Raw genomic sequence first — 26510 nt, 5'->3', positions numbered from 1 at the left:
TCACGGTCCGGCGACCGTAGGCTTCGTTCTTTGCTTCTCTTGAGCCATGAACGTGGGTCGTCGATTTCTGCGCCTCACCGCGGGCGCCTCGCATCATGCAGCGCCGTGAATGCGTGTTGCAAGGCCTGGCCCTCGGCCTCGGCTCCGCCTGCGGAACCGGCCTGCTGAGCGCCTTGGGCATGAGCCAATCGGCTCATGCCTCAGGGCTGGCGGCAGCAGGCATCTCCTCCCTACAAGCCTTCACCGAACACCTCCCGCCCCTGAATTTTCAGGATGACAGCGGCCGGGCCGCGGGCTTCAGCACCGAATTGCTGCAGCTGATGGCTGCGCAAGCGCGCACCCAGGTGGATATCCAGGTACAGCCCTGGCCGCGCGCGGTGCAGGCGGCCGGCGCACTGCCCAACAGCATCCTCTATTCCCTGACCCGCCTGCCTGAGCGAGAAAGCAAATACCGCTGGGTCGGCCCCATCAGCGAGCGCCGCATCATGCTCTACAGCCTGAGCAAGCGCCGCGACATCCAGCCGCTGAAAGACCTGCGTGACTTGCGCGATCTCAAGGTGGGCGTGGTGCGCGAGTCGGCGGCCGCGCGCCTGCTGCAGGCCGAAGGGCTGCGCCCCGGTGAGGAGCTGGAACTGGCGCTCGATGACGGCAGCAATCTGCGCAAGCTGCTGGCCAGCCGCATGGACCTGATCGTGCTGCTGGACTGGGCGGCCGCCTGGCACCTCAAGCAGCTGCGCCTGGACTACAGCACCCTGCGGCCGGTGCTGGAGCTCGACACCCGCCACAGCTATTGGTACGGCCTGCAGCTCGACAGCGACGATCGCGTGGTGCAGGCCCTGCAGGCTGCGCTCGACCAGCTGCGCAGCGATGGCCGCTACGCCCGCCTGCGCCAGCGTTACTTCGGCTGAGCCGTGGCCCGGTAAATGCTGCGCCCGGCCTTGATGGTCTCGCGCACCTGAATGCTGCGCAACTGCGCCGGCGGCACGGTCAGCGGGTTCTTGGACAGCAGCACCAGATCGGCAAGCTTGCCCACTTCCAAGGAACCCTTGTTCGCCTCCTCGAAATGCTGCCAGGCGGCCCACAAGGTGATGGACTTGAGCGCCACCTCGACCGGCAGGCGCTGATCAGGGCCGAGGATGTCGCCGCTGCGGGTGCGGCGGTTGACCACCGCGTCGAGGATGGCAATGGCGTCGGGGAAAGCCACCGGCGCGTCGTGGTGCTGGGTGAAGATCATCTGACGGCGCAGCGCCGATTGCGCCGGCGAGATGCGGTCGCCGCGCACAGGGCCCAGGGTTTCGTCGCGGTGCCAGTCGCCCCAGTAATAGGCATGCATGCCGAAGAAACTCGGCGTCACGGCCAGACGCTTCATCGCATCCAGCTGGTCCTCGCGCACGGTCTGGGCGTGAATCATCACCGTGCGCCGGTCGGCCGCGCCGTACTTGCTCGTGGCCGCTTCGACGGCACGCAGCATCTGGTCCGATGCCGCATCGCCATTGGTGTGCACCAGCAGCTGCCAGCCCTTGGCATAGGCCTGGTCCACCGCCTGCTGGGTGGCCTCGTCGCTGAGCGCCGGGTAGCCACGGTAGTCGTCCGCCTTGCCAGCTGGGGGGTGGTGATAGGGGTGGGTCAAGAAAGCGGTCTTGCCCTGGGGCGAGCCATCGAGGCTCAGCTTGACGCCGCCGATGCGGAAGCCGCCCTTGTACTCGCGGCTCCAGTAGCCCCCTTGCTGGTTCATCAAGCCGGCGGTGAAGGGCAAGGTGATGTCGGGGTAGGAGACCAGGTCGATCAGCATCTTGCCGCTCTGCGACAGCGCCACCCAGGTCTTGTTGCTGTTTTCGTCCGAGCGGCCATCCTGGCCGGTGGTGAAGCCGAACTTGGCGTACAGCTTCTGACCCTCCAGCAGCATGGTGGCGTAGTCCTTCGGCGAAGGTTGGACCAGGCCCATGCCGGCGCTGAACCAGGCGGTTTCTTCCAGCACACCGTTGGGCGTCTTGCCATCGGCCTCGCGCTGGATGTGGCCGCCTTCGGGGTCCTTGCTGTCGGCATTCAAACCGGCCAGCTGCAAGGCCTTGCTGTTGAGCACACCCAGATGGCCGCTCTGGTGAATGATGATGACAGGCAGGTCCTTGGAAACGGCGTCGAGTTCCTGGCGCGTCGGCGCCCGTCCTTCCTTCAGCTGCGCTTCGTCATAGCCGAAGCCGAGGATGATCTTGTTGCTGCGCGCAACCGGGCCCTTGGCGTAGTCGCGCAGCAGGCCCTGGATGGCGGCCACGCTGCTGCCCTTGCCGTCCGGCGGCGGCAGGAGATTGGCAGACACGGCCTGCAGTCCCGTCAACGAGACATGACCATGGGCATCGACAAAGCCCGGCAGCAAGGCCTGACCCTTGAGGTCCACCACCCGCGTCTTGGCGCCTTGCAGGGCGCGTACCTCGGCCTCGCTGCCCACCGCCTGGATGCGGCCGGCGCGCACGGCCAGGGCTTGGGCGCGCGGCTGGGCATCGTTCATGGTGATCACATCACCGTGCAGATAGATGGTGTCGGCCGGCGACGGCGCAGCGGCCTGCAGGTTCATGCTGAAAGCCAAGGCGCTCAGCACCAAAGCGCGGGTAAGAACGACAGGACGCATGGGCAAGGCTCCCGGGGCGCGTTGCCCCAATCGTGGAAGCGCCAAGAATACTTGACGGCTGTGACGCCACGGCCCGTCAAAGCACGGCGTAACGCCCTGGCTTGTGGTTGACCGCGATGAAGAGGTTCATCACCACCGCGGCCAACACCGAATAGGCCACGCGGGTCGGGTCCACCACGGTCAGCGCGCACAGCACGATCACGCAGTCGATGCCCATCTGCACCTTTCCGGCCCGCCAGCCTTTCGCATGCTGCAAGTAAAGCGACACGATGGTGGCGCCGCCCAGGCTGGCGCGGTGGCGGGCCAGGAACAGGCAGCCCGAGCCGAGCAACAGGCCGCCCAGCACGGCGGCATAGGCCGGGTGCAGGCGCTCGATGGCGAAGAGCTTGGGCGACCACTCGGTCAGTGCCGACAGCCAGGCGATGGCAATGAAGGTCTTGAGCGTGAACTCGCGCCCCATGCGCTGCCAGGCAAACCAATAGAAAGGGATGTTGATAAGGAAGAACAGCTTGCCCAGGCTGATGCCAGTGGCGTAGTGCAGCACAAAGGCCGCACCGGCCGTGCCGCCGGTCATCAGGCCGACCTGAGCAAACAGGATCAGGGCCAGCGAGACGAAAAGCACGCCGGTGAAGATGGCCTGCGCATCCTCGAACAAGCTGTGGGCGTGGATGTTCGGGTCGAAGTAAGGCGCGGGGCGCACAGGTCCAGCGGCTTGCGGCTTCGGGGCAGGCAGGACTTCGGGTGCCGGTGCATCGCTCATGGGCGCAGTTTTGCATGAAGCGGCGGGCTCGGGAAGACAGCTGAGGCTCGCACTCCCGCCCACCAGGCCTGCTCCAGCCGGCGCATCAAGCCGCGCCGCAGCTCCGGCTCGCCCGCAAACCCTTGAGGAAGGCCCGGCGCACGCCGCCGGCGGTGATGGCTGCTGCCACTTGGCGCGAGTGGCGTTCGGCGCCGCTCAGCTTGCGGATCCAGCCGCGGAAAGGGATCACACCCTCGGCCGTGCGCTGCAAGGCGCCGACGGCGGCGCCCGAGCCGGCCTCGGCGCCGCGCTCCAGCAGGCCCGGGTGGCTGTCCGAAACCGGAGCATCGATATCCGGGCCCAGCACCTCGTCCAGGGCCTGGATGTCCAGTGCCAGACTGGCGCAGTCCGGTGCAGCCGGCAGACCATAGGGTGCCCGCTGCGCCGCTGCCAGCACGGCAGGTATGGTGGCGCTGAGCAGGTTCAGGTCACTCAAGGGCGTGGCGACGGCCGTGCCGGCCTTGCCTTGATCGGTGCTGGAACAGGCAGCCAGCAGGCACAGAGCGGACAAGGGAATCAGAGAGTTCAGGCTTCGCATGAGCGGCACGATAGCAGAGCACCGGCCCCTCAGAGGCCCGCTCCCGGCACCGGCTCGGCCCGCCGGATCGCCCGCATCGCCCAGAGAAAGTCAGCACCGAAGCGCTCGGCGCCGGCCGGCTGCGCCTGCATGGGCCGCAGACTGGCGATCTCGAAATGCCCGCCACAGATGGCGCGCAGCTGCGCTTCGCTGTAGCCCAGGCCGCCCGCGAGCGTGCCGCGTTCATAGACCTCGGCATCGCTGAGACCGCTGCCGCCTTCGGGCCGGAAGCAGCACAGGGCCAGCACGCCACCGGGGCGCAGCCAAGCGTGGATGCGAGCGAGGTAGAGCGCGCGACGGTGCGGCGGCAGGTGGTGAAAGCAACCGGAGTCACAGACCAGGGCGTAGTGGCCCAGGGGCCGATGGAGATCGAACACCGAGCAAGCCGTCAGCGGCAGGCCGGGCTGACCGGCCTCATGGGCCCGCTGGGCTGCCCAGGCCAGAGCCTCGGTCGAATAGTCCACGCCCTCGGCGGCAAAACCGGCCTGGGCCAGGTAGACGGTGTTGCGGCCGTTGCCGCAGCCCAGATCCAGGGTCGGGCCGAGCGGGATTTCGCCGGCCTCGACCCAGGCGGCCAGGCTCTCATCGGGCTCGCGGCCGAAAAAGGGCACGGGTCGGCCCTCGCGCTGGGCATAGAACTGATCCCACCAGTCGCTCTGGCGATCGCTGAGAAGGCGGTCCAGACGGGAGGTCTCGGCTGGGCTCGGGGGGTCGAGATAGAGCAGGCGTTCCATTGGGGCAGATTAGGCCAAGGTCTCGGTTCAGGCACTTCGGCCAAACCCCCTTGCTGCACCGTGTGAATTTGCTGCTAGCCCCGGTCCCCACGGCGCTGCCAGAACAGCAAGGGCAGACCCAAAGCCAGCACACCCAGACCGACCAATGCCCCGGCCTTGACGTAGACCACGCTGGACCACAGCACATACAAGCTGCTGGCCGCAAACGCCAAGGGCAGCCAGGGATAAAGCGGCACGCGGAAGGGCCGCGGCGCCAGCGGCTCGCGCCGGCGCAGCACGATCAGCGCCAGGGCGCTCAGGCTCATGAAGGCCCAGTACACCGGCGAGAGGTAGTCCACCAGGGTCGAGAAGCCGTCGCGCGTCAGCGCGCCCATGCCCACCAGGGCCAGAGCCACGGCGCCGGTAGCCAGCACGGCGGCCGTGGGCGTGCCGCGCTGCGGGTCCCAGCGGGCCAGTTGCAGCTCGGCCGCCAGATCGCGAGCGGCAGCAAAGGTGGTGCGCGGGCTGGCGATGAAAATGGCGTTCATCACCGACAGCGCCGTCAGGCTGACCAGGGCCACCATCACGAACTCGCCCGGCGCACCGAAAGCCGCGCGCATCAGATCGGCCGCCGGCGCCTCGCTGCGCGCCAGGCCCTCCAGACCCAGCACCTGCAGATAAGCCCAGTTGGCCAGCAGGTAGAGCCCGGTCACCAGACCCAGGCCCCAGAGCAAGGCGCGCACGATGCCGCGCTGCGGGTCGCGCATCTCGGCCGAGAGCGTGGCCGCATCGCTCCAGCCGCCATAGGCCAGAAAGACAAAGACCAGGGCCATGCCCCAGTCCTGAAGAGCCGCCGCGCCCGGCAAGCCGGGCGCCTGCGCTGCATGCCCGGCCAGGATCTGGCTGCCGGCACCGAAGGCCAGCGCCAGCAGGGCCGCAATCACCACCACCAGCAGCCCCAGCTGCGTGCCCAGGCCCACGCGCACGCCGCGCAGGTTCAACACCGTCAACAGCACGATCAGCCCGGCCGCCAGCGTCGCGCTGGCGTGGTGGCCCAGCCAGGGGCTGAGATCCAGCACCTGGGCCAGATAGTCGCCAAAGACAAAAGCCAGCAAGGCCATGGAGCCGGTGTGAATGACGGCGAAACGCGACCAGGCGAACAGAAAGCCCAGGCGGTGCCCGTAGGCCCGGCGCAGGAAGTGGTAGTCGCCACCGGGGTCGGGGAAGGCCGCCGCCAGCTCGGCAAAACACAGGGCGCCGATGAAGGACAGCAGGCCGCCCAGCGCCCAGGCGGCCAACAAGGCCGCATCACCCGACAAGGCCTGGGCCACCATGGGCGAGGTCTTGAAGATACCCGCCCCGACCACCATGCCCACGCACAAGGCCACGGCGTGGCGCACATCGAGCTGGCGCGCCGGCACCGGCGCCGTCTGGCCGGCCGCCTCGGCAGGGCCGGGTTCTGAGCGGGAGTTCATGGCGGAATGCGTCAAGGTCAAGGGTTTGCAAAGAGACAAGGCTGCGAGCGCCAGGCCCTGCGTATCATCGCCGCGCCGAGCCCGGCTGCTTGTCGGGCCCTACCCACCCACCCGAGATCGGCTGCGCATGAAGACGAAGAACATGACATTCCACGCCCTCATCCAGTCCGGACTGCGGCCCCTGCTGCTGACGGCTTTCTTGCTCGCCAGCAACGCCAGCTGGGCGCAGTCGCCCGCCACCGCCTTCAGCTGGCCCGGCGGCGCCCGTGCTGCCGTCAGCCTGTCCTATGACGACGCCCTGCCCAGCCAGCTCGACCACGCCATCCCCGCGCTGAACGCGCTGAAACTCAAGGCCAGCTTCTACCTGACCCTGGCCAGCCCTGCTCTGAGCTCGCGCTTGCCCGAGTGGCGCCGTGCCGCTGCGGCCGGCCATGAGCTGGGCAACCACACCCTCTTCCACCCCTGCTCGCGCTCGGCGCCCGGGCGCGACTGGGTGGCGCCGCACCGCGATCTCGACAAGATCAGCGTGGCCCAGATGCTGGAAGAGGTGCAGCTGGCCAATGCCTACTTGTATGCCATCGACGGCCAGACCCAGCGCACCTACACCGCCCCCTGCACGGATCCACTGGCTGGCGGCAAGCCTTACCTCCCAACCGTGGCTGGAGAGTTCCTAGCCATGAAGACGCGCGTGGGCGGGGTCGTGCCTTCGCTGGCCACGCTGGACCTGGCCGATGTGCCCACAGCCGGGCCGGTGGGCTCGAGCGGCGCCGAGCTGATCGCTATCGTCGAGCAGGCGGCCGCTCAGGGCACGCTGGCCAGCCTCACCTTCCACGGCATTGGCGGCGACCACCTGAGCGTCTCCAAAGAGGCGCACCAGGCCTTGCTGCAGCATCTGGCGGCCCACCCGGAGCGCTTCTGGGTGGACAGCTTTGTCAACATCGCCCGGCATCTGCGGGCGCAGCGCGTGGGGCTCAAGGCCGACGCGGGTACAGGCTCCTCAAGCAGCGGGCGCTGAGAGCGCGTCCGCCGTCCAGACATACGCCTCGTCGTCGTGCATCTGGCCCGCGATGCAGTCGTTGTCTTTGAGGATGCGATCGAAAACGAAGCCGGCTTTTTGCAGCACCCGTGCCGAGGCCCGGTTGCCCACGGTCACCGTGCCGACGATGCGCCGCACACCGCGCTCGCCCAGCGCCGCCGTGGCGGCTTGCACCGCCTCGCTGGCATAACCCTGACCCCAGGCGGGGCGCAGCAGGTAGTAGCCGAGATTGGGTGCGTTCAGCTGCGCATCGATCTCGGCATCCAGCCGACCCATGCAGCTGCCATCGGCTTTGCGTCGCACCGCCCAGATCGTCCAGGCGAACTGGCCATCAGGTGAACGCCTGCGCTCCAGCGTTTGCCAATGGGCGGCCAGGGCCTCCACGCTGTCGGGCTTGTCCATGGAGATCCAGCGGTAGAGCTCGGGCTCCTGCAAGCCTTCAAACAGCTCGGCGGCATGGGTGGCACGCAAGGGCTCCAGCCACAGGCGAGGGGACTCGATGGGTGCGGCCAGGCGGGCCAGCAGGTCGTCCGAGATCATGAGGTGCCGCTCAATCCCGATCGCGCAACTGCGCCAAGAGCGCCAGCGCCTCGCGCGTGGTGGCCTGCCTCGGGTCCTGCAGCTGCACCCGCAGGGCCAGGGCCTGCTGGAAGCGCGATTCCGCCTCGTCGAAGCGCCCCTGCTCCGCCAAGCTGCGGCCCCAGTGCTGCAGCACCATGGCGCGCAAGCGCGCCCAGCCGCCTGCCTCACACAAGGCCACGGTGCGGGCGAAGATGGGCTCCGCCTCGGAGCGCTGGCCGAGGTATTGCGAGGCGGTGGCGTAGGCACACCAGAACCAGCCCAGGGCCTCGTGCAGCACGGGCGAGGCCTGGCTCGCGGCCTCGGCCAGGGCCTCATGCGCCTGCAGAAGCTGCAGGGCTTCGCCCTCCTGGCGGGCCGTGATCAAGAGTCCGGCCAGATCGGCCACCACCTCCAGCAAGGCCGTCTCATCCACGGCCCTGCCGACCGATGCATTCCCCTGCAGCTGCGCCAGCTGCTCGCGCAAGGCGGCGACGCTGCGCGCATGGACCTCAGGGTCAGGCGCGGTAAAGCGCAGGAACTCGGGCATGGGCTGAAGCTGGCTCATTCCGCATCCTCGATCTGCACCCGCGGCCACCGTTGCGCGTACTGCTTCTGCGCGATCCGCTGGCGAAAGGTCTCGACACTGACCCGCGCCGGGTTGCGGCGAATGCGCATGGCAAACAGGTCGTCCAGGCCGTAGGGGGCGATCACGGTCAACGTGTCGTCGGTCTCCAGGCGCACGGCCACCGCGGTGGCGAACTCGGGCCAGGAGGCGACCGCGTCCTGAAGCGAGCGCAGCGGCGCCACGGCATGGCCGAAGCAGGACTCGAACCAGAGATGCACATGGGCCTGGTTCGTCAGCTCCCAGGGCAGATCCGGACAAGCGCGCGCCAGGGCCGCCTGATGCCTCGCCTCCAAGCCCGGCGGCTCCTCGGGATCGAAATAGACCAGGTCCACGTCGGCCAGACGCGAGGGCTCGGTGTGGCCATGCAGATGGTCCCAGACCCGATTGCGCAGCGCCCCGGCGCCGATGCACCACTGGCGCAGGCACAGATCACGGGCGGCATGGAGCGCCTGCATGAGCCAAGGGGAACTGCGCACGATGGCCTGCAGCTCGTCCTGGCGATCGGGGTGCCTGGCGTTCACCCGAACCGCCTCGTGGCCGAGCGCGCGGCAGCGCTCTCGCAAGCATCCTGGATGTGGCACAACTTGCTGACAATCTTGCTGATAAACTGGATATTCATACAGTATCCGTGTCGCACGCAGAGCCAGCGGACCCCAGGGCTGGATGGCGGCCCGCGGCACCGAACGAAAACACCATTATGTTGCCGGTCATGAGCTCCAAAGAGGCTTGAACATGCAGATGCCAGCGCCCCGCACCAGCTCGACGCCCCGGCCGGGTTTCGAACTCCGCCCGCAGGGCAAAATCCCGCCCATGCCTTCTTCGGCCCCCCAGCCTCCTCATTCGTCAGCCGCTTCGCCTGCTGCATCAGCCGCCGCCAGCAAGCCCAAGTCCGCGCCGCAGAAGGCCATGGAGAAACTGGGCCTGCTGCGCGACATCGACCTGGCCCTGCACCTGCCGCTGCGCTACGAGGACGAGACCCAGATCACGCCGATCGGCCGCACGCGCGAGGGCGACACCGTGCAGTGCGAGGGCGAGGTGATCGAGTGCCGCATCGAAACGCGTGGCCGGCGCGTGCTGCTGGTGCGGCTGGAAGACGAAACCGGTGATCTGCTGATGCGTTTCATCCACTTTTACCCCTCGCACCAGAAAAGCATGGCCGTGGGCCAGCGCATCCGCGTGCGCGGCGAGCTGCGCCACGGCTTCTTCGGCCGCGAGATGGTGCACCCGACCTTCAAGGCCGTGCAGCCCGACACACCGCTGGCCGAGGCGCTGACGCCCGTCTACCCGGCCAGCGCCGGCCTGCCGCAGACGTACTTGCGCCGCGCCATCGCCTCGGGCCTGCAGCGCGCCGATCTGCGCGAGCTGCTGCCCCAGGGCACGGTGCCCAGCAGCCTGCCACCGCTGCGCGACGCGCTGAACTTTCTGCACCACCCGCCGCCGCAGGCGCGCCTGGGCACGCTGGAAGACCACAGCCACCCGGCCTGGCAGCGGCTCAAGTTCGAGGAGCTGCTGGCCCAGCAGATCAGCCAGATGCAGGCCCAGCGCGAGCGCGCCCTGCTGAAGGCACCGGCCCTGCGCGCCAAGCCCGGCGGCCTGGTCGAGCGCCTGCTGGCCGTGCTGCCCTTCGGCCTGACCGGCGCACAGCAGCGGGTCAGCGAAGAGATCGCGCAAGACCTGGCCCTGGGCCAACCGATGCACCGCCTGCTGCAAGGCGATGTGGGCTCGGGCAAGACGGTGGTGGCGGCCCTGGCCGCAGCCGTGGCCATCGATGCCGGCTGGCAATGCGCGCTGATGGCGCCGACCGAAATCCTGGCCGAGCAGCATTTCAAGAAGCTGATCGGCTGGCTGGAGCCCCTGGGCCTGCAAGTGGCTTGGCTGACCGGCAGCGTCAAAGGCAAGGCGCGCCAAAAGATGCTGGATGCCGCCGCCAGCGGCGCGGCCCAGCTGGTGATCGGCACCCATGCGGTGATCGAAGACAAGGTCACGTTCGCCCGCCTGGGCCTGGCCATCATCGACGAGCAGCACCGCTTCGGCGTGGCGCAGCGCCTGGCTTTGCGGCGCAAGCTGGCGTCGATGGATTTGGAGCCGCACATGCTGATGATGAGCGCCACGCCGATTCCGCGCACGCTGGCCATGACCTACTTCGCCGACCTGGCGGTCAGCACGATTGACGAGTTACCCCCGGGCCGCACCCCCATCGTCACCAAGGTCTTTGCCGATGGCAAACGCCAGGACGTGATCGAGAAAATCGCCCAGGAGGTGGCCGGTGGCGCCCAGGTCTACTGGGTCTGCCCGCTGATCGAAGAGAGCGAGGCCCTGGACCTGAACAACGCGACCGAAACCCATGCAGAGCTGGTCGACGCGCTGCCGGGCTTCGAGGTGGGCCTGCTGCACGGCCGCATGCCACCGGCCGAGAAGGCCGCCGTGATGGCCCGCTTTTCGGGCGGCGAGGCCAGCGTGCTGGTGGCCACCACCGTGATCGAGGTCGGCGTGGACGTGCCCAATGCCAGCCTGATGGTGATCGAGCATGCCGAACGCTTCGGCCTCTCGCAGCTGCACCAGCTGCGCGGCCGCGTCGGCCGCGGCGCGGTGGCCAGCGTCTGCGTGCTGCTCTACACCGGCCCGCTGTCCGACACCGGCAAATCGCGCCTGCGCGCCATGGCCGAAACCAACGACGGCTTCGAGATTGCCCGGCGCGACCTCGACATCCGCGGCCCCGGCGAGTTCATGGGCGCCCGCCAGAGTGGCGCCGAGCTGTTGCGCTTTGCCGATCTGCAGGAAGACTCCCTGCTGCTGCAAGCCGCCCGCCGCCTGGCGCCCCAGCTGCTGGACAAATACCCCGAGGCCGCGCAGCGTCAGGTGGCACGCTGGCTGGGCTCGAAGGCGGAGTTTCTCAAGGCTTAGTCAGAGAAAGTGGCTCCGCATCCACCGGCTCCGCCACCACCCGCGCATAGCGCTGAAAACTCCAGTAGGCCCAGGCCCAGTCCATGAGCACGACCAGGCGGTTGCGGAAGCCGATCAAGAAGTAGATGTGGACGAACAGCCAGAACAGCCAGGCGAAGTAGCCCGAGAACTGAAGGAATCCCAGATCGGCCACGGCCGCCTTGCGGCCGATGGTGGCCAGGGCACCGTAGTCGCGGTAGCGAAAAGCGCCGGGCGCATCGGCCGGCAAGGGAGGCAAGACCTGACCCTGTGGCGCCCGCAGCGATTGCAGGATCTGGCTTGCTGCGTAAGCGCCCATCTGCTTGGCCGCCGGGCTGACGCCGGGCACGGACTTGAGCGTGCGGCCATCGGACTGCCGGCTCTGGGCTGCGGCCAGGTCGCCGATGACAAAGACTTCCGGGTGGCGAGGGATGTTGAGCCGGCCGTCGACATGGACACGACCGGCGCGGTCCAGCGGCATGTCCAGCATGCGGCCCAGGGGCGAGGCAGCCACGCCGGCCGCCCAGACCACGGTGCGGGCAGGGATGCGCTCCGTGCCCACGGTGCCATCCCCGGTCTCCACCTCCACCTCGCCTGCATCGATGCCGACCACCCGGCAGCCGGTACGCACCTCGACGCCCAAGGCACGCAGCTGCGCCGCCGCCTTGGCCGAGAGCTCCGGCGGCAAAGCCTGCAGCACCCGCGGTGAACCCTCCAGCAGCAGCACGCGGGCGCTGGCCGGGTCGATGCGGCGGAACTCGTTCTTGAGCGTGTGGCGGGCGATCTCGGCCAGAGTGCCGGCCATCTCGACCCCGGTGGGGCCGGCGCCAATGACCACAAAGCTCAAGCAGGCGCGCTGCTGCGCCGGGTCGGGCGAGCTCTCGGCCTGCTCAAAAGCCTTGAGCACGCGGGCGCGCAGGGCAAAGGCGTCTTGCAAGGTCTTGAGCCCCGGCGCATGGGTGGCCCATTCGTCGCGGCCGAAATAGCTGTGCGTGGCGCCGGCGGCGACGATCAGGTACTCATAGCCCAAGCTCTGGCCATCGGCCAGATGCACCTGGCGCTGCTGGCGATCGATGCCTTTGACCTCGGCCATCAACACCGTGACATTGCGCTGGCCGCGCAGCATGTGGCGGATGGGCGCGGCAATCGAGGGCGCCGACAGGCCGGCCGTGGCCACTTGGTAGAGCAAGGGCTGAAACAGATGGTGGTTGCTGCGGTCGATCACCGTGATGTCCACCGGGGCACCGACCAGGGCGCGAGTGGCGGCGAGGCCGCCGAAGCCGCAACCGATGACCAAGACCCGAGGTCGCGCTGCGAGACTGCCTTTGCTGCTGTTGCTTGTGCTCATGCGGCGATTCTGGCCGTCCAGCCTGCCCGCCAGCGCTGCCATACGCAAAGCGAATGACTTGCAACGGTGCCGGGCATGGCTGCCCAGCGCCACAGACGACCATTTGCAGCCGCTCAGTTGCAACCGGGAGGGGGCGGTGTGGCAGGGCCGGTGTAGCCGTCGCTGAGGGTGCGCAGAAAGCACAGGATGTCGGCGATGTCGGCATCACTCATCGTCCGCCGCGGGCCGAAGGGCGCGTTGCGTTCGACATTGGCTTGCAGGGCGAGCGGCAGATCGTCGTAGAGCTGCACCTGGCCAGCGACCGTCGGGTACCACTGCGCCGGGTCGGTGTCCCGGGTGGCGTAAAAGCGCAGCACTTGCTCCAGACTGTTGAATGTGCCGTTATGGAAAAACACCGGCCGGTGCTCGACATTGCGCAGGCTGGGGATGCGGAAGAAGCCACAGGACTCAAGGCGGCCCTTGACGGCGGCATGGGGCGACTGGCAGAGACCCAGGTCAAACGCCGCCGCATCGGCATTGCTCTGCAGCGCGCGGTTGCGCGGCACGGCCAGGGCCGAATAGCCGAAGTTGCTGAAAACGACAGGCTGGTTGTTGAGGCTGAAGGACGGGTGACAGCTGGCGCAGTGGCCGCGCTGGGTGTCGTTGAACACGCGCAGGCCGCGCGCTTCGGCATTGCTGAACTGCGCACGACCCTGCTGCACCCAATCGAACTTGGAGTCGTAGGGATGGAAGCGCGGGTCTTCGATCTGGAAGCTCTGCAGCGCCTGGCTGGCCTGGGTGACCAGACTGTCGTCGTCCGGGGCCGAGGCACCAGCGGCGGGCGGGAAGGCGCGCCCGAAGTCGCTGGCATAGGCGGCGCCGCGCAGCTTGCGGGCCAGGATGGCGGCATTGCCGTTGTCCATCTCGCGCGGGTTGAACCAGGGTAGCTTGGCTTGGGCGGCCAGGCTGTCGGCCCGGCCGTCGGCCATCAGGCCGCCGCGTAGATCGGCCACCAGGGTTTGCGACGTGCCCTGGAAGGCGGGCTGGGTTTCCAGATAACGCAGCGAAGGCGCGGCACGGGTGCCGAATTCCGTTTCGAAGGCGCCGCCCACCTGCACCGGCAGATTGTTCGGCGGCCCGTGGAAGAAGGCCGGGTCATGGCAGGTGGCGCAGGACATGCGGCCGGAGCCGCTGAGGTTGCGGTCGTGAAAAATCTTCTCGCCCAGCTGGGCCTGCAGGCTCAGCGGTTTGGGGTTGGGGGACGGTGCCGAAGCCGGCGTGCTGGGGCTGCTGGCCGCGCCAGTCGGCGAGACCGAGGGCGAGGCTCCACCACCGCCGCCGCAAGCGCCGAGCAGCAAGAGCAAGCCAGCGCCCAAACCCAACCCAAGGGAACGGCAGGACGAGACAAGCAGGGATTCAAGGGCGGCACTCATGCTGCTGATTGTCGAGCTTAGGGGCGGCTTCACCCGACTAGGGAATTCACCCGGGCCCAAGTGGAGTTCCACCGCGTCCAATTCCTGTCACAGATGCTTTGGCGGCGCACCGCTTTCCATGCCGCAACCACCATGACCGAACGCCACGACGCTTGCCCCCTTCCGACGCCCTCGCCCTGCCCTCGGCCGCAGCGCCGGCAACTGCTGCTGGGCGCAGGCCTGGCCGGCTTGCTGCAGGCCTGCGGCGGTGGTGGTGGCTCCGAGCCCGCACCAGTGCCCACGCCAGCACCGGTTCCGCCCGCGCCCACACCACCAGCGCCCACCCCGCCTGCCCCCACACCACCGGCCCCCAGCCCCAGCACCGCACCCTTCTGGGCCAGCTACGGCGGCAATGCCCAGCATCAGGCACAGACTCTGGTCGCCACCCAGGCCTTGCAACGCATCGTCTGGAGCACACCGGTGGACCTGGCGCCGCCCTACCGGGCCGGTGGTTTTCTCTTGATCCACTACGGCACACCGGTGATTTCGGGCGGCAACACGGTGCTGGTGCCGGTCAAGACCACGAGCATTGGCGATTTCGAGGTCCAGGCTCGCAAGGCGGCCGATGGCAGCTTGCTCTGGACCCTGAAAAGCGACTACCTGCTGCCGGCCAGCAGCTGGACGCCGTCCTGGAACATCGGCCTGGACTTCAAGGGTCGCTTGTTCGCCCCGGCTGCCGGCGGCCGGCTGCTGATCCGCGATGCGGTGGACAGCGCCAGCGGCAGCGTGCAAACCTTCGCTTTCTACGGCAATGCCGCATTTGAAGCTGACAGCGCCAACTACCGCGACAAGGTGCGCATCAACACAGCGCTGACCCTTGACAGCGGGGGCACGGTGTTCTTCGGCTTCACCACCAAGGCTGGGGCACCGGGCGGCCTGAAAGGCGGCATCGTGCGGGTGGCGGCCGACGGCCAGGCGGTCTGGAAGTCCGCCGCCGAGCTCAGCGGCGATGCGAGCATGTTCCAAACCGCCATGAACGCGGCACCGGCCCTGTCGTTGGACGAGAAAACGCTCTACATCGCCGTCAACAGCGACCCCGCCAGCGGCAGCATGCAAAACGGCTATCTGCTGGCCCTGGACTCCGGCACCCTGGCTCTCAAGGCCAAGCAGCGCCTGATCAACCCGGCCACCGAGTTGATCGCCCGCGTCAGCGACAGCTCCACCGCCTCGCCCACCGTGGGTCCGGACGGCGATGTCTTTTACGGCGTGCTGGAAAACACCCGAACCGACCACAACGGCCGCGGCTGGCTCTTGCACTTCAATGCGGAGCTGAGCCAGCTCAAGACGCCCGGCTCCTTCGGCTGGGACGACACGGCTTCCATCGTGCCGGCGAGCGCCGTGCCCGGCTACAGCGGTGCGTCCAGCTATCTGCTGCTGGTCAAGTACAACAACTACTATGGCATCGGTACGGGTGACGGCCAGAACAAGATGGCCTTGCTGGACCCACAGGCCAGCCAGGCCGACCCGATCAGCCCGGCGGTGACGGTGATGAAAGAGGTGCTGACCATCGTCGGCCCCACCGCCGATGCCGACACCCCGGGCGGCGTGCGCGAGTGGTGCGTCAACACGGCGGTCGTCGATGTGAAAGGCAAGTCGGCCCTGGTCAACAACGAAGATGGCCGGCTCTACCGCTGGGACTTCGGCAGCAACCGTTTTACCGAGCAGGTGAAGCTGAACGACGGCATCGGCCAGGCCTACACGCCCACCGTGGCCGGGCCCGATGGCTTGGTCTACAGCATCAACGGCGCGCAGCTGCACGCCGTCGGAAGGTAGGCGCGGCTCACACAGTCCTTCTGGCGTCGTTGGCCCGGCTGGTCGTACAAGCCGTACTGCCTGCGCCGGGTCCGCCTAGCCAGAACCGCTTCGCTAGCCTTTGTGAACCGCTCTGACGCGGTTCAAGCGACTTCGCCCGGCTCCAGCAAGCGCGCGATCAAGGCGCCCTGAAGCTCGGCCGGCAGCTGCAGGCTGACCTGCACGCCGTTGCCGGCAGCCGCCTGCACCGGCTCGCCCTCGCGGCCGCGCAGGGCCTGCAAGGTGATCTCGCGGTTGCCGCTGGGGTGGATGATCTCCAGGCGGTCGCCAACAGCAAAACGGTTCTTGACCTCGATAGGCGCCCAGCCATCGGCCGCCACCGGCCCCACCTCGCCGACGAACTGGCTGCGCCGGGCCTTGGAGTGGCCGTCGAGGTAGTTCTGCAAGTCCTGGCTGCGGTGGCGCTGGTAGAAGCCGCTGGTGTAGCCACGGTTGGACAGGCCGTCCAGCTCGCCCAGCAACGCCGGGTCGAAGGGCCGGCCGGCCACGGCGTCGTCGATGGCGCGGCGGTAAACCTGGGCGGCGCGCGAGACGTAGTAGCGACTCTTGGTGCGGCCCTCGATCTTGAGCGAATCGACGCCGATCTCGACCAGGCGCTGCACATGCTCAACCGCGCGCAGGTCTTTGGAATTCATGATGTAGGTGCCATGCTCATCTTCCTGGATGGGCATCAGCTCGCCGGGGCGCTGCGATTCTTCGATCAGATACGTGCGATCGGCCAGCGGATGGCGAGCCGTGCCACCGGCCGCGGCGAAGTCTTGATCGGCCTGCTGCACGGCCTTGTGAAAGTCGAACTGGATCGGCTGCGCCTGGCCGGCCTCGTCCTCGAAGGCAGCGCCTAATTGGTAATCCCAGCGGCAGGCATTGGTGCAGGTGCCTTGGTTGGCGTCGCGGTGGTTGAAGTAGCCCGACAAAAGGCAGCGGCCCGAGTAGGCGATGCACAGGGCGCCGTGGACGAAGACCTCCAACTCCATGTCCGGGCATTCCTGGCGGATCTGCGCCACCTCGTCCAGGCTCAGCTCGCGCGAGAGGATCACTCGCTTCAATCCCTGCTTCTGCCAGAACTTCACACCCGCGTAGTTGACCGTGTTGGCCTGCACCGAGAGGTGGATGGGCAGCTCGGGCCAGCGCTCGCGCACCATCATGATCAGGCCGGGGTCGGCCATGATCAGGGCGTCGGGCTTCATGGCCACCACCGGCTCCATATCGGCCAGGTAATTCTTGAGCTTGCCGTTGTGCGGCAGGATGTTGCTGGCGACCAGGAACTTCTTGCCACGCGCGTGCGCCTCGGCAATGCCGGTCTTGAGGTTCTCAAGCTTGAAGTCGTTGTTGCGCGCGCGCAGGGAGTAGCGCGGCTGGCCCGCGTAGACGGCATCGGCGCCAAAATCAAAGGCCGCGCGCATGCGCTCGAGATCGCCCGCGGGCAGCAACAGTTCGGGGGCAGCAAGTGGTGGCGTCGTCATGGCGGAGCTCGGTCGGGACAAAGTGGCGCGGCAGTCTAGCCAGCGCCTGCCCCGCATGCCTTGCCTCAGATCAAGCCGACAGCTCGACGCGGGCGCTCGGCACCACGCCCAGCTCCTCATGGCTGACCAACAGCAAGATCCGGTCCGTGGACTGAGCGGCGCGTGACAGCTCGCCGCGCAGGTGCGTGAGCGAGGCGGCATCGAGCGCATTGAGCGGCTCATCCAGCAGCAGCAGAGGCGTGCCCAGGGCCAAGGCCGTGGCCAGCGCCGCCTTGTGCTGCGTGCCGGTGGAGAGGCTGCGCATCGGCTGGCCCAAGAAGGGCTGCAGGCCGAAACCCTCGATGTGCTGCTGCCACGCCGCCGCATCGGCGCGCGGGTAGAGCCCGCTCAGAAAGCCGAAGTATTCGCTCGGGCTCAGGTGCTCGAACGGCGGCGGCTCGGCGCCGACGAAAGCGACCTGGCGCCGGTAGTCCAAGGGCTGCCGCAGCAGATCGCAACCCTGCAGCTCGGCGCTGCCGTACTGCGGCGCCAGCGCACCAGCCAGCAGCTTGAGTCGGGTGGACTTGCCCGTGCCATTGGCGCCGCGCAGCCAGACCAGACCGGGGCCGAAGTCCTGACTCCAGAGGTCGACCACGCGCCGCGCCTGGCCGGCATAGGCAAAGCTCAGGGCGCGGACATGCAGTTGGAATTCAGGTCGATGAGCGTCGGGCATGGTTTCAGACAATGACTTCGCTGGCGAGGGCAACCCAGATGCCCCAGGACAAAAGCCAGCGGCCGGCGCGTGCCTCGGGGCTCAGGGTCTCGGGACGCCAGAGGGCCAAGGCTGGCGCGGCGGCAGCTGCGATGAAAAAGGCCGGGGTGGCACGCGGCCCCAGCGACCAGGGGCCCAGCGCCAGCAAGGCCGCCCAGCTGACCCAGGCCAGCAGTGCAGGCAGCAAGGCCAAGGCATAGAGGCGCAACGACCAGGCCTGAGGCGACAAAGGCAGCATGGCGCTGGCCACTTGAAGCGGTGCAAAACACTGCCGGGCCTGGGCTTGCAGCCGGGCGCAGAAGCCCGAGCTCAGCAGGGTCGAAAACGCCAAGGCCCAGGCCGCTTGGTCCGGGAATCGCCAGGCCGCGGCGAGGCAGAGCAACAAGCCCAGCAGCGCGGCCAACAAACCATGCAGCACCGGCCGCGCCGGGCCGCGCCAGAGCGGCAGCCAGAGCAAGGCGGTCCAGGTCGACACGGCCTGGCGGCGCGAGATCCGAAGCGCCGCCGGCGCACGCCGGGCGGGTGCTCCGGGGCGTCGCCGGTGCTGCATCAAGGCCAGAGCGCCCCCGGCCGAGAACAGCAACGAGATCGCGAAGCCAAGCAAGGCTTGCAGCCACAAGCCCTGCATCCAGAACGGGTTGGCCGCCCGCCAGGCCGCGAAAGAAATGAGGTTAAGCAAGGCCCATGGCAGCAGGGCCAAGGCCAGCACGCCCAGATCGGCCCGCCAGATGTCCACCCGCTGCAGCGGCAGCGCGCGCTCGAACGGAATCCAGCGCACTGGCAGCAAGGCCTCGCGCAAGCCCCAGGCCAGCAAGAGGCCCGGCAGCGCATGGCCCAGCAGCGCGGCGAAGGAGAGCGCGAGCGGCGTGTCGGCCTGCATGGCCCAGAACAGGGGCAAGGCCGGCCAGCCGATCAGGGTGCTGATGAAACTGCCCAGCACGGCGGCCACCACAGCGAGAAAAGCCGCCCAGCGTCGCAGCAGGGCGGCCAACTCGGCGCGGCTCCATTGCAGGCGCATGCGCGCCAAGCTCAGGGCCCCCGGCTTCGGGCTTACTGCAGTCTTTGCACCCAATAGATCAGCACTTCCTGGCGCGGCCGCGAGACATCGGCATCGGCGTAGTAGTAGGTGGGCACGGCATTGATGGCCTCCACCGTGGCCATGCCGGAAATGACCCGTCCGAACACGGCGTAACCAGGCTGGGTCGGGCTCTTGAAGTCATTGCCCGGATTGTCTTTCACATTGACGAAGAACTGGTTGGTGGCGCTGTTGGGCTCGCCGCGCCGCGCCATGGCCAGGGTGCCGGGCAGATTGGCCAGGGTGTTGTTGCTCTCCAAGGGCACCGGTCCATAGGTCGGCCGGCGCTCGTACATGCCGCTGGTGTAGCCGCCGCCCTGGATCACGAAATCGCGCTCGACGCGGTGGAACAAGGTGTTGCTGAAATGGCCGTCGGCCACATAGCGCAGGAAGTTGGCCACGGTGGCCGGTGCGTACTCGGTGTAGAGCTCGAAGACGATCTCGCCGCTGCTGGTCAGCATGCAGACGGTGGAGAAGCGGCTTTGCGCCGATTTGGCCAAGCCCTCGTTGCTGCAGCTGTTGGTGTTGGGGCGCGGGTTGGGGTTGGGCACCGGCACGGGCACCGGGTCCGGGCGGTAGTGATCGCCGTCACCACCGCCGCCGCCGCAGGCGGTCAAGGTCACCAGGGCGGCCACAGCGGCCAGGCGCAAAACAAAAGAGCGCATGAGACAGACTCCTGAACAAGGTGTCTGCTCAACGCGCTCGATTGCAGCGCCGCTGACGGCGCTGACATCTGCTTACCCTTGCGGGTGAAAGTCAGCTTATTTGAGCTGTGTGGCCCAGTAAAGCAGCACTTCGGTGCCGGTCATGTCGGCACCAGCGTAGAGCTGCGGCTCGGCATTGATGGCGTCGACCGTGGCCAGGCCCGAGATGATGCGACCGAACACGGCATAGCCGTTCTTGCCCGAGATGGCGGCACTGTAGTCCAGGCCCTTGTTGTCCACGGTGTTGAAGTAAAACTGGCCGGTGGCCGAATCGACGGCGCCGGTGCGTGCCATGGCGATGGTGCCGCGCACATTGGACAAACCGTTTTGGTTCTCCAACACGATGGGCGCGAGCGTGCCGGCCTTGGCCACATTGCCGCTGGTGAAACCGCCGCCCTGGGCCACAAAACCGGGCACCACGCGATGGAAGATGGTGTCCTTGTAGTAGCCACTCTTCACATAGGCCAGGAAGTTGGCCACGGTGATCGGCGCCTTGACGCTTTCCAGCTCGATGACGATTTCACCCTTGCTGGTCAGCATGCAGACCGTGGCCGTGGCCGGGCTGGCGTTCGAGGCGGCGATGCCGGCCGAGCTGCAGGTGGTGGTGGGCGCCGTCGGGACCGGGTTGGGCTTGGGCGTGGGCAAGGGCTTGCCGGCATCGGCCGAGCTGCCGCCGCCGCAGGCGCTCAGCAGGGTCAGGGTGCTCAGGCCAGCGGCCAGCAAAGCTGCCTTGGCAATGGAGAAGCGGGATGTGGTGTTCATACAGGACTCAAAAAATGACGGTGAATCAACAAACAAACAAGCCTGGCTGCTCGCCAGCGACCGGCCTGCAGTATCTACGCAGCGCAGCGCACAGGACCGCCGTTTTGAGCGCATAGCGCACACACGTGGGATATTTTCCCACCAACCCATCCGAACAGGCCATCCCGCCCGGCTCAGAGCTCGAGGTTGTCGATCAACCGTGTCGTGCCCAGCTTGGCGGCGCCCAGGGCGACCAGGGCCTGTCCCTCGCGTGCCGGGCTCAGATCGTGCTGGCAGCGCAGGGTCAGGTAGTCGGGCTGCCAGCCGGCGTCGCGCAGGGCGTCCATGGCCTCGGCCTCGAGCGCAACCAGATCGCGCTCGCCGGCCTGCCAGCGGGCGATCAGATCGCGCAGCGTGCGACTCAGGCGCAGGGCCTCGGTCTTCTCGGCCTCGCTGAGGTAGCCATTGCGCGAGGACAGGGCCAGGCCTTCCGGGCTGCGTGTGGTCTCGCCGGCGCGGATCTCGATCGGCAGCGACATCTGCGCCACCATGCGGCGCAGCACCATCAGCTGCTGGTAGTCCTTCTTGCCGAACAAGGCCAGGCTGGGCTGGACGATATTGAAGAGCTTGGCCACCACGGTGCAGACGCCGATGAAGAAGCCGGGCCGGAAATGGCCTTCCAGAATGTCGGCCAGCTCGGCCGGCGGGTGCACCTTGTAGCCCTGGGGCTCGGGGTAGAGCTCGCGCTCGTCGGGCGCAAAGACGATGTCACAACCGGCGCCCTGCAAGAGTTCGGCATCGCGCGCCAAGGTGCGGGGATAACGGTCAAAGTCCTCGTGCGGCGCGAATTGCAAACGGTTGACGAAGATGCTGGCCACCACCAAGGCATCGAGGCCTACGGCCGCGCGGCCCTGGCGCACCAGATCGAGGTGCCCTTCGTGCAGATTGCCCATGGTGGGCACGAAGGCGCGGCGCGGCTGCGCGGCCAGGGCCTGGCGCAGTTCGGCGATGGTGTGGATCACTTGCATGGGGTTCGGGCAAAAAGAGAAAAGGTGGGCTTCAGTAGCCGTGCAGATCGTCCTGCGGGAAGGTCTGCGCCTTGACCGCAGCGACATAGCGCAGCACCGCGTCCTGCACCGAGGCCGCGCCCTGCATGAAGTTCTTGACGAAGCGCGGGCGGCGGCCCGGGGTCACGTCCAGCATGTCGTGCAGCACCAGCACCTGGCCCGAGCAGCCAACGCCGCCACCGATGCCGATGACCGGGATGCCCAGGCTCTGGGTCAGCTCGGCCGCCAAGGCGGAGGGCACCATCTCCAGCACCAGCATCTGCGCGCCGGCCTCGACCAGCTCGCGCGCATGCTGCTTCATCAGCGCGGCGGCCGCTTCCTCGCGGCCCTGCACCTTGTAGCCACCCAGCATGGTGGCGGTCTGCGGCGTCAGGCCCAGATGGGCACACACGGGAATGCCGCGCTCGACCAGAAAACGCACCACTGGCGCCGTCCAGCCGCCGCCTTCGAGCTTGACCATGTGGGCGCCGGCCTTGACCAGGGCGGCCGCGCTCTTCCAGGCTTCCTGGGGCGAGCTCTGGTAGCTGTCAAAAGGCAGATCGCCGATCACCCAAGCGCTCTTGCGGCCGCGGGCCACACAGCGGGTGTGATAAACCATCTCGTCCAGCGAAACCGGCACCGTGCTGCTCTGGCCCTGCAGCACATTGCCCAGGGAATCGCCGACCAGCAGCACGTCGACACCGGCCTCGTCCAAGAGGGTGGCGAAGGCCGCGTCGTAGCAGGTCAGCATGGCGATCTTGTCGCCGCTGGCATGCATGTCCAGCAGGCGCTGCAAGGTCATGGGTTTGCGCTCGGTCATGGCGGCTCCTCGGGGGCTGAAGGGGCGGAGCCTGCGAAGCCAGACCCCATTTGGCGCGCAGTGTAGCCGCCCATCTCCGGGTTTGCGCTAGGCTGAGACGCCCAATGGCCGGCCGCCGCCCCGCACAGGGCCCGCGCTCCAGTTAGGATGGCCCGCATGACCCTGACCGAGTTGCGCTACATCGTTGCCGTGGCCCGCGAGCGCCATTTCGGCCGCGCCGCCGAGGCCTGCTTCGTCTCCCAACCCACGCTCAGCGTGGCCATCAAGAAGCTCGAAGAAGAGCTGGACGTGCGCATCTTCGAGCGCGGGGCCAACGAGATCAAGGTGACGCCGCTGGGCGAAGACATCGTGCGCCAGGCCCAGTCGGTGATCGAGCAGGCCAGCGCCATCCACGAGATCGCCAAGCGCGGCAAAGACCCCTTGGCCGGCGCCCTGCGCCTGGGCCTGATCTACACCATCGCGCCCTATCTGCTGCCCGAGCTGGTGAAAAACGTCATCGAGCATTACCCACAGATGCCGCTGATGCTGCAGGAGAACTTCACCGTCAAGCTGCTGGAGATGCTGCGCACCGGCGAGCTGGACTGCGCCATCATGGCCGAGCCCTTCCCCGACACCGGCCTGGCCGTGGCGCCGCTCTACGACGAAGACTTCATGATCGCCGTGCCGGCCAGCCACCCTTTCGCCGGGCGCGAGTCTGTCTCGGCCGAGGAGCTGAAAAGCGAAACCATGCTGCTGCTCGGCGCCGGCCACTGCTTCCGCGACCATGTGCTCGAAGTCTGCCCCGAGTTCGCCCGTTTCAGCAGCGACGCCGAGGGCATACGCAAAAGCTTCGAAGGCAGCTCGCTGGAAACCATCAAGCACATGGTGGCCTCGGGCATGGGCGTGACCGTGGTGCCGGCGCTCAGCGTGCCTGTGCTGCCGCCCAGCCATCTGCGCTTCGTGCCCTTTGCGCCGCCGGTGCCGACGCGCCGCGTGGTGCTGGCCTGGCGCAAGACCTTCACCCGCTACGAGGCCATCGCCGCGCTGCGCAATGCCGTCTACGGCTGCAGCCTGGCCGGAGTGAAGCGCCTGTCATGAGCCCCGCAGCCGCAGCCACGCCCCTGGAGCCGCGGCTCTACGAACTCGACGGCGAGCTCGCCGCCCTGCGCGCCGGCCGGGACGACACCCTGAGTGAGGCCGAGCGCTGCCGCCTGCTTGTGGCCTTGGCCTGGCATGAGCGCGAGCGCAACACCCCGCAAGCCCTGGCGCGGGCCGAGGCCGCCGAGCAGGCCCTGGCCGCCAAGCCGGCGCTGCCCGCCGACGAAGTCGCGGCCTTGCGGCGACGCCTGCGCCTGACCCGGCTCGACGCGCTGCGCCTCCATGGCCGCTTTGCCGAAGGCCTGCCCCTGGCGGCCGAGCTGCTGGTGGAAGCCTCAGCCGCGCAGGATTGGCTGGCCTGTGCCGACAGCGCTTGGCTGAAGTCCCTGCTGCAAAGTGGCGCCGGGCAAATGGACGAGAGCTGCGCGGCTCTGGAGCAAGCCATCGTCTGGGCCGAGCGCGCCGGCGACCGCACGCGCCAATGGATCTTCGAATGCAGCTTGGCGCGCAGCGCCGGCCTGCAGAACCGTGAAGCCGCCGAATTGCGCTGGGGCCAGCATTTCCCGGCCGAGCTCAGCGGCTTGCATGCCAGCGCGGCCGTGCTGATCGAGCTCTACCAAGGCTACCGCGCCCTGCGCGCGCGCGACCTGAAGCTGGCTGTGCGCCGCTTTTCCGTCCTGATCCAGCCCTTGCAGGCCGCCGGCTATGTACGCGAAACCATCAATACCCTGGGCAATCTGGGCAGCGCCTTCAACGACCTGAATGACCCGGAATCGGCCCTGGAATGGATGGAGCGCGGCCTGGACATGGCCCGCGCCTCGGGCTGGTCGATCAGCTTGGGCGGCTGCCTGATGCAGATGGGCGAAACCCTGCGCCGCCTGGGCCGCCTGGAGCTGGCGCGCAGCCTGCTCGACGAAGGCACACTGATCTTTGCGCCCCAGCCCGACTCGCGCAACTACGCGGTCTGCCTCAGCTACCAAGGCCTGCTCTGCCTGGACCTGGGCGAGGGCCAGCGGGCCCTGGACTACTTCGAAGCGCTGGACCGCCACCCCGGCGGCTATCTGGACCTGCGGCGCAATGCCCGCCGCGGCCAAGCCCGTGCGCTGCTGCTGCTGGGCCAGCTGGAGCCGGCCCGCCAGATGGCCAGCGAGGACCTGGCGCGCGCCGAGGCCGAAGGCGCGGCCGAGGCCGAGGTGGAGCTGCGCATGGTGCTGGCCCAGATCGCCCAGCAGGACCCCGGCCCGAACGGCCGGGCCCAGGCCTTGCAGCAGCTGGAGCTGGCGCGCGAGCGCGCCCTGTCGATCGCCGGCAACAAGGACAGCGCCGAACTGCTGGCAGCCCTGGCGCAAGCCTATGCCGGCACCGGCCGCTACCGCGAAGCCTTCGAGACCAGCCAGCTGGCCGCCAGCGCCCGCGCCAACATGCTCGGCCGCAGCTCGGCCGACCGGGTCGAGGCCCTGCAGCTGCGCCATCTCAATGAAAACGCGCGCAGCGAAGCGCAGCATCTGCAGGACATGGCCGAGGCCGAGCGCCAGAAGGCCGCGCTGATGCAGCGCAACAGCCTGACGCTGGAAAAGCTCGGCCTGATCGGCCTGGAGCTGACCCAACACCTGGAGCTGGGCTCGATCTTCGACGCCCTGAGCCGCCACATCCCGGCCCTGCTCGATGCTCGGGCCTTCGAGATCTATCTGTTGGACGAGGATGGCGAGAGCCTGAACTCGGTGTTCGGCCTGGAGGACGGCCAGCCCCTGCCGCCTGACTGCATTGCGCTCAGCGACACCGACTCCAACGCCGCCCGCTGCGCACGCGAACGGCGCGAACTCTCGGTCCATCTGGCCGCCGACGGCAGCGACCCCAGCCAGGTGCCCGGAACCATGCGCACCCTGAGCGCCATGTTCGCGCCGTTGCTGATCCAGGAGCGTCTGCTGGGCGTGGTGACGGTGCAGTCACCGCAAGCCCAAGCCTATGGCGAGCATGAGCGCATGGTGTTCCGCTCGCTCAATGCCTTCACCGCCATCGCCCTGGACAATGCCCACGCCTACCGGCGCCTGCAGCAGGCGCAGAGCCAGCTGGTCGCCAAGGAGAAGCTGGCCGCCCTGGGCTCCCTGGTCGCCGGCATTGCCCATGAACTGAACACGCCGCTGGGCAACAGCCTGCTGATGGCCAGCACCCTGGAGCAACGCAGCCGCGAGGTGGCGCAGGCGGCCGATGCCAAATTACTGCGGCGCAGCGAACTCGAGCTGTTTCTGAGCGAGACCCAATCGGTGGCACGCCTGATCATGCAGGGCCTGCAGACGGCGGCCGAGCTGATCACCAGCTTCAAGCAAGTGGCCGTGGACCGCACGGCCGAACAGCGCCGCTTGTTCGACCTGGCCCTGCTGTGCGAGCAGGTCACCGCCACCTTGCAAGCAGGCATCCGCAACAAGGGCCACCGCCTGGAGCTGCAGGTGCCCGAGGGCTTGCTGCTCAACAGCTTTCCCGGCCCCCTGGGCCAGGTGCTCAGCAATCTGGTCAACAACGCCATGCTGCACGGCTTCGGCGCCCGGCGCGGTGGCCTGATGCAATTGAGCGCCCGGCCGCTCAAGGACGGCCGGGTCGAGTTGCGCTTTCGCGACGACGGGGTCGGCATCAGCGCCGCCCATGCCAGCCGCGTGTTCGAGCCCTTCTTCACCACCAAGTTCGGCCAAGGCGGCAGCGGCTTGGGCCTGTCCATCAGCCACAACATCGTCAGCTCCCTGCTCGGCGGCAGCCTCACGCTGGACCCCGCGCCGGGGCCGGGCTGCTGCTTCGTACTCTGCCTGCCTCTGCAGGCACCCGAAGCCCGCGACCGAGAGGAACCGGGCAGTGCGGATGCCGCCGCCCTGTAAGGCCTGGCCAGCACAGCTGAG

23 protein-coding genes are annotated in these 26510 nt (G+C 68.0%); 6 read left to right on the top strand and 17 right to left on the bottom strand.

Translation table 11 applies throughout. The annotated features are described in order from the left end of the window. The first annotated feature begins 95 nt into the window (after positions 1–95). Positions 96–908, top strand: a complete 813-nt coding sequence (locus tag LNV28_RS23150; protein ID WP_263518098.1) for a substrate-binding periplasmic protein — start codon at positions 96–98, stop codon at positions 906–908. Here the strand turns inward: LNV28_RS23150 and LNV28_RS23145 are convergent. From LNV28_RS23145 to LNV28_RS23125, 5 genes are all read right to left on the bottom strand, one after another. Further along, positions 896–2626 carry an amidohydrolase gene (locus LNV28_RS23145; RefSeq protein WP_263518099.1) on the bottom strand — a complete coding sequence of 577 codons (1731 nt, stop codon included), beginning with the start codon at positions 2624–2626 and terminating at the stop codon, positions 896–898. The genes LNV28_RS23150 and LNV28_RS23145 overlap by 13 nt on opposite strands. A 76-nt stretch (positions 2627–2702) precedes the next feature. Then, positions 2703–3386, bottom strand: coding sequence for a YitT family protein (locus tag LNV28_RS23140; protein ID WP_263518100.1), 684 nt, complete (start codon positions 3384–3386; stop codon positions 2703–2705). 85 nt (positions 3387–3471) lie between these two features. Next, positions 3472–3963 (bottom strand): hypothetical protein, encoded by a 492-nt coding sequence (locus tag LNV28_RS23135; protein ID WP_263518101.1) that lies wholly within the window; start codon positions 3961–3963, stop codon positions 3472–3474. Positions 3964–3992: 29 nt separating this feature from the next. Next, positions 3993–4736 carry a class I SAM-dependent methyltransferase gene (locus LNV28_RS23130; RefSeq protein WP_263518102.1) on the bottom strand — a complete coding sequence of 248 codons (744 nt, stop codon included), beginning with the start codon at positions 4734–4736 and terminating at the stop codon, positions 3993–3995. A 74-nt stretch (positions 4737–4810) separates the two neighbouring features. Continuing rightward, entirely contained in the window at positions 4811–6190 is a 1380-nt protein-coding gene (locus tag LNV28_RS23125) for an APC family permease (protein ID WP_263518103.1), read from the bottom strand. A 127-nt stretch (positions 6191–6317) separates the two neighbouring features. On the opposite strand from LNV28_RS23125, the gene LNV28_RS23120 reads away from it, so the two are divergent. After that, positions 6318–7205, top strand: a complete 888-nt coding sequence (locus LNV28_RS23120) for a polysaccharide deacetylase family protein (protein ID WP_263518104.1) — start codon at positions 6318–6320, stop codon at positions 7203–7205. On the opposite strand, the gene LNV28_RS23115 is transcribed toward LNV28_RS23120, so the two are convergent. The 3 genes from LNV28_RS23115 to LNV28_RS23105 are packed head-to-tail and all read right to left on the bottom strand — an operon-like array spanning position 7188 to position 8933. Next, a complete protein-coding gene (locus LNV28_RS23115) occupies positions 7188–7766 on the bottom strand; it encodes a GNAT family N-acetyltransferase (protein WP_263518105.1) in 579 nt (192 codons plus the stop codon). The genes LNV28_RS23120 and LNV28_RS23115 overlap by 18 nt on opposite strands. Before the next feature lie 10 nt (positions 7767–7776). After that, positions 7777–8352, bottom strand: coding sequence for a tetratricopeptide repeat protein (locus LNV28_RS23110; protein ID WP_263518106.1), 576 nt, complete (start codon positions 8350–8352; stop codon positions 7777–7779). Beyond that, complete coding sequence (locus LNV28_RS23105; RefSeq protein ID WP_318013896.1) at positions 8349–8933, bottom strand: nucleotidyltransferase family protein; 585 nt, start codon at positions 8931–8933, stop codon at positions 8349–8351. Before LNV28_RS23105 ends, LNV28_RS23110 begins: the two co-directional genes overlap by 4 nt. Positions 8934–9222: 289 nt before the next feature. Between LNV28_RS23105 and recG the strand changes: the two genes are divergently transcribed. After that, the gene (gene recG, locus LNV28_RS23100; RefSeq protein ID WP_263518107.1) at positions 9223–11316 is read left to right on the top strand and encodes an ATP-dependent DNA helicase RecG; all 2094 of its coding nucleotides are present in this window, start codon (positions 9223–9225) and stop codon (positions 11314–11316) included. Here recG and LNV28_RS23095 read toward each other — a convergent pair. Together LNV28_RS23095 and LNV28_RS23090 are read right to left on the bottom strand one after the other, a co-directional pair. Next, positions 11306–12682, bottom strand: a complete 1377-nt coding sequence (locus LNV28_RS23095) for an NAD(P)/FAD-dependent oxidoreductase (protein WP_263518108.1) — start codon at positions 12680–12682, stop codon at positions 11306–11308. The genes recG and LNV28_RS23095 overlap by 11 nt on opposite strands. 113 nt (positions 12683–12795) lie before the next feature. Next, complete coding sequence (locus tag LNV28_RS23090) at positions 12796–14094, bottom strand: cytochrome-c peroxidase (RefSeq protein WP_263518109.1); 1299 nt, start codon at positions 14092–14094, stop codon at positions 12796–12798. A gap of 132 nt (positions 14095–14226) precedes the next feature. Between LNV28_RS23090 and LNV28_RS23085 the strand changes: the two genes are divergently transcribed. Continuing rightward, complete coding sequence (locus tag LNV28_RS23085) at positions 14227–15906, top strand: hypothetical protein (protein WP_263518110.1); 1680 nt, start codon at positions 14227–14229, stop codon at positions 15904–15906. Between the two features lie 122 nt (positions 15907–16028). Here the strand turns inward: LNV28_RS23085 and trhP are convergent, their stop codons facing one another. From trhP to panB, 7 genes are all read right to left on the bottom strand, one after another. Further along, positions 16029–17408 carry a prephenate-dependent tRNA uridine(34) hydroxylase TrhP gene (gene trhP, locus LNV28_RS23080; protein WP_263518111.1) on the bottom strand — a complete coding sequence of 460 codons (1380 nt, stop codon included), beginning with the start codon at positions 17406–17408 and terminating at the stop codon, positions 16029–16031. A 70-nt stretch (positions 17409–17478) separates the two neighbouring features. Continuing rightward, complete coding sequence (locus tag LNV28_RS23075; protein ID WP_263518112.1) at positions 17479–18120, bottom strand: ABC transporter ATP-binding protein; 642 nt, start codon at positions 18118–18120, stop codon at positions 17479–17481. Positions 18121–18124: 4 nt separating this feature from the next. After that, positions 18125–19177, bottom strand: coding sequence for a hypothetical protein (locus LNV28_RS23070; RefSeq protein ID WP_263518113.1), 1053 nt, complete (start codon positions 19175–19177; stop codon positions 18125–18127). Positions 19178–19209: 32 nt separating this feature from the next. Then, a complete protein-coding gene (locus LNV28_RS23065; protein ID WP_263518114.1) occupies positions 19210–19899 on the bottom strand; it encodes a peptidylprolyl isomerase in 690 nt (229 codons plus the stop codon). 96 nt (positions 19900–19995) lie between these two features. Then, on the bottom strand, positions 19996–20700 hold the full coding sequence (locus LNV28_RS23060) for a peptidylprolyl isomerase (protein WP_263518115.1): 705 nt from the start codon (positions 20698–20700) through the stop codon (positions 19996–19998). A gap of 173 nt (positions 20701–20873) precedes the next feature. Then, positions 20874–21707, bottom strand: a complete 834-nt coding sequence (gene panC / locus LNV28_RS23055; protein ID WP_263518116.1) for a pantoate--beta-alanine ligase — start codon at positions 21705–21707, stop codon at positions 20874–20876. A gap of 31 nt (positions 21708–21738) precedes the next feature. After that, positions 21739–22545, bottom strand: a complete 807-nt coding sequence (panB, locus tag LNV28_RS23050) for a 3-methyl-2-oxobutanoate hydroxymethyltransferase (protein ID WP_263518117.1) — start codon at positions 22543–22545, stop codon at positions 21739–21741. Between the two features lie 156 nt (positions 22546–22701). On the opposite strand from panB, the gene LNV28_RS23045 reads away from it, so the two are divergent. Both LNV28_RS23045 and LNV28_RS23040 read left to right on the top strand, forming a co-directional pair. After that, positions 22702–23622: a hydrogen peroxide-inducible genes activator gene (locus LNV28_RS23045; RefSeq protein ID WP_263518118.1), complete on the top strand. Its 921-nt coding sequence runs from the start codon at positions 22702–22704 to the stop codon at positions 23620–23622. Beyond that, positions 23619–26489 carry a sensor histidine kinase gene (locus LNV28_RS23040; RefSeq protein WP_263518119.1) on the top strand — a complete coding sequence of 957 codons (2871 nt, stop codon included), beginning with the start codon at positions 23619–23621 and terminating at the stop codon, positions 26487–26489. The genes LNV28_RS23045 and LNV28_RS23040 overlap by 4 nt, the downstream gene beginning before the upstream one ends. Positions 26490–26510: the final 21 nt, after the last annotated feature.

Source organism: Paucibacter sp. DJ2R-2 (assembly GCF_025717675.1).
Classification (GTDB): domain Bacteria; phylum Pseudomonadota; class Gammaproteobacteria; order Burkholderiales; family Burkholderiaceae_C; genus Paucibacter_A.
The sequence above is the reverse complement of the archived record's forward strand: the minus strand, read 5'-3'. Positions and strand labels throughout refer to the sequence as shown.

Excerpts from the sequence above, each read along its gene's own strand:
- recG (WP_263518107.1), top strand. The coding sequence starts at position 9,223 with ATGCCTTCTTCGGCCCCCCAGCCTCCTCATTCGTCAGCCGCTTCGCCT.
- LNV28_RS23110 (WP_263518106.1), bottom strand. The coding sequence starts at position 8,352 with ATGAGCCAGCTTCAGCCCATGCCCGAGTTCCTGCGCTTTACCGCGCCT.
- LNV28_RS23140 (WP_263518100.1), bottom strand. The coding sequence starts at position 3,386 with ATGAGCGATGCACCGGCACCCGAAGTCCTGCCTGCCCCGAAGCCGCAA.
- LNV28_RS23070 (WP_263518113.1), bottom strand. The coding sequence starts at position 19,177 with ATGCGCCTGCAATGGAGCCGCGCCGAGTTGGCCGCCCTGCTGCGACGC.
- LNV28_RS23065 (WP_263518114.1), bottom strand. The coding sequence starts at position 19,899 with ATGCGCTCTTTTGTTTTGCGCCTGGCCGCTGTGGCCGCCCTGGTGACC.
- panB (WP_263518117.1), bottom strand. The coding sequence starts at position 22,545 with ATGACCGAGCGCAAACCCATGACCTTGCAGCGCCTGCTGGACATGCAT.
- LNV28_RS23095 (WP_263518108.1), bottom strand. The coding sequence starts at position 12,682 with ATGAGCACAAGCAACAGCAGCAAAGGCAGTCTCGCAGCGCGACCTCGG.
- LNV28_RS23075 (WP_263518112.1), bottom strand. The coding sequence starts at position 18,120 with ATGCCCGACGCTCATCGACCTGAATTCCAACTGCATGTCCGCGCCCTG.
- LNV28_RS23125 (WP_263518103.1), bottom strand. The coding sequence starts at position 6,190 with ATGAACTCCCGCTCAGAACCCGGCCCTGCCGAGGCGGCCGGCCAGACG.
- LNV28_RS23040 (WP_263518119.1), top strand. The coding sequence starts at position 23,619 with ATGAGCCCCGCAGCCGCAGCCACGCCCCTGGAGCCGCGGCTCTACGAA.
- LNV28_RS23135 (WP_263518101.1), bottom strand. The coding sequence starts at position 3,963 with ATGCGAAGCCTGAACTCTCTGATTCCCTTGTCCGCTCTGTGCCTGCTG.
- panC (WP_263518116.1), bottom strand. The coding sequence starts at position 21,707 with ATGCAAGTGATCCACACCATCGCCGAACTGCGCCAGGCCCTGGCCGCG.
- LNV28_RS23130 (WP_263518102.1), bottom strand. The coding sequence starts at position 4,736 with ATGGAACGCCTGCTCTATCTCGACCCCCCGAGCCCAGCCGAGACCTCC.
- LNV28_RS23120 (WP_263518104.1), top strand. The coding sequence starts at position 6,318 with ATGAAGACGAAGAACATGACATTCCACGCCCTCATCCAGTCCGGACTG.
- trhP (WP_263518111.1), bottom strand. The coding sequence starts at position 17,408 with ATGACGACGCCACCACTTGCTGCCCCCGAACTGTTGCTGCCCGCGGGC.
- LNV28_RS23060 (WP_263518115.1), bottom strand. The coding sequence starts at position 20,700 with ATGAACACCACATCCCGCTTCTCCATTGCCAAGGCAGCTTTGCTGGCC.
- LNV28_RS23150 (WP_263518098.1), top strand. The coding sequence starts at position 96 with ATGCAGCGCCGTGAATGCGTGTTGCAAGGCCTGGCCCTCGGCCTCGGC.
- LNV28_RS23085 (WP_263518110.1), top strand. The coding sequence starts at position 14,227 with ATGACCGAACGCCACGACGCTTGCCCCCTTCCGACGCCCTCGCCCTGC.
- LNV28_RS23115 (WP_263518105.1), bottom strand. The coding sequence starts at position 7,766 with ATGATCTCGGACGACCTGCTGGCCCGCCTGGCCGCACCCATCGAGTCC.
- LNV28_RS23045 (WP_263518118.1), top strand. The coding sequence starts at position 22,702 with ATGACCCTGACCGAGTTGCGCTACATCGTTGCCGTGGCCCGCGAGCGC.
- LNV28_RS23090 (WP_263518109.1), bottom strand. The coding sequence starts at position 14,094 with ATGAGTGCCGCCCTTGAATCCCTGCTTGTCTCGTCCTGCCGTTCCCTT.
- LNV28_RS23145 (WP_263518099.1), bottom strand. The coding sequence starts at position 2,626 with ATGCGTCCTGTCGTTCTTACCCGCGCTTTGGTGCTGAGCGCCTTGGCT.